An 869-nucleotide genomic window follows, 5' to 3' on the forward strand; every position below is an offset into this window, starting at 1 on the left:
GTGGGAGCCGTTGCCGGTGCAATACGCGGACTACACCCTGTGGCAGCGGGAACTGCTCGGCGACGAGAACGGCCCCGACAGTGTCTACTCCCAGCAGATCGGCTTCTGGCGAGACGCTCTGTCTGGTGCTCCGGATCAACTGGAGCTGCCGTTCGATCGCCCTCGCCCGGTGGTTGCCTCACATGCCGGTGATCGTGTGCCGGTGCGGTGGGATGCGGATGCGCATCGTGCCCTGGTGCATCTGGCCCAGCGGCAGGGTGCCAGTGTGTTCATGGTGGTGCAGGCTGCGGTCGCGGCGTGGCTGTCGCGGATGGGTGCCGGCACAGATATTCCCATCGGGACTGCTGTCGCCGGTCGCCTGGATGATGCGCTGGATGACCTGGTCGGGTTCTTCGTGAACACGTTGGTTTTGCGGACTGATGTGTCCGGCGATCCAACGTTCGCAGAGCTTGTTGATCGTGTCCGTGATTCCGATCTGTCGGCGTTCGGGCATCAGGATGTGCCGTTCGAGCGTCTGGTGGAGGTGTTGAACCCGGCGCGTTCGATGGCGCGGCATCCGCTGTTCCAGGTGATGCTGTCCTTCCAGAACGCCCCGGCCGCGGACCTGGCCATGCCGGGCTTGCAAGTGCAGGCGGAGCCGGTGCAGGCGGGTGCGGCGAAGTTCGACATGCTGTTCGACCTGTCCGAGTCCTTCACCGCCGACGGCGCACCGGATGGAATCGTCGGATCCCTGGACTTCGCGACAGATCTGTTCGATGCCGCCACGGTGGAGCGGATGCTGGGTTGGCTGCAGCGCCTGGTGCAGGCGGCGGCCACCGAACCGAGCCTGCCCCTGCACTCGATCCCGATGCTCGATGAGGCCGAGCGTC

1 protein-coding gene is annotated in these 869 nt (G+C 65.5%); it reads left to right on the forward strand.

Features of this window, described 5'->3' with window-relative positions:
• Nucleotides 1-16 precede the first annotated feature (16 nt).
• Nucleotides 17-869, forward strand: an 853-nt coding sequence (locus tag IZR01_RS49365) for a condensation domain-containing protein (RefSeq protein ID WP_323747332.1), incomplete at its 3' end; no start/stop codon positions are given.

Origin of the sequence: Catenulispora pinisilvae (assembly GCF_015356865.1) — a bacterium.
Classification (GTDB): Bacteria; Actinomycetota; Actinomycetes; order Streptomycetales; family Catenulisporaceae; genus Catenulispora; species Catenulispora pinisilvae.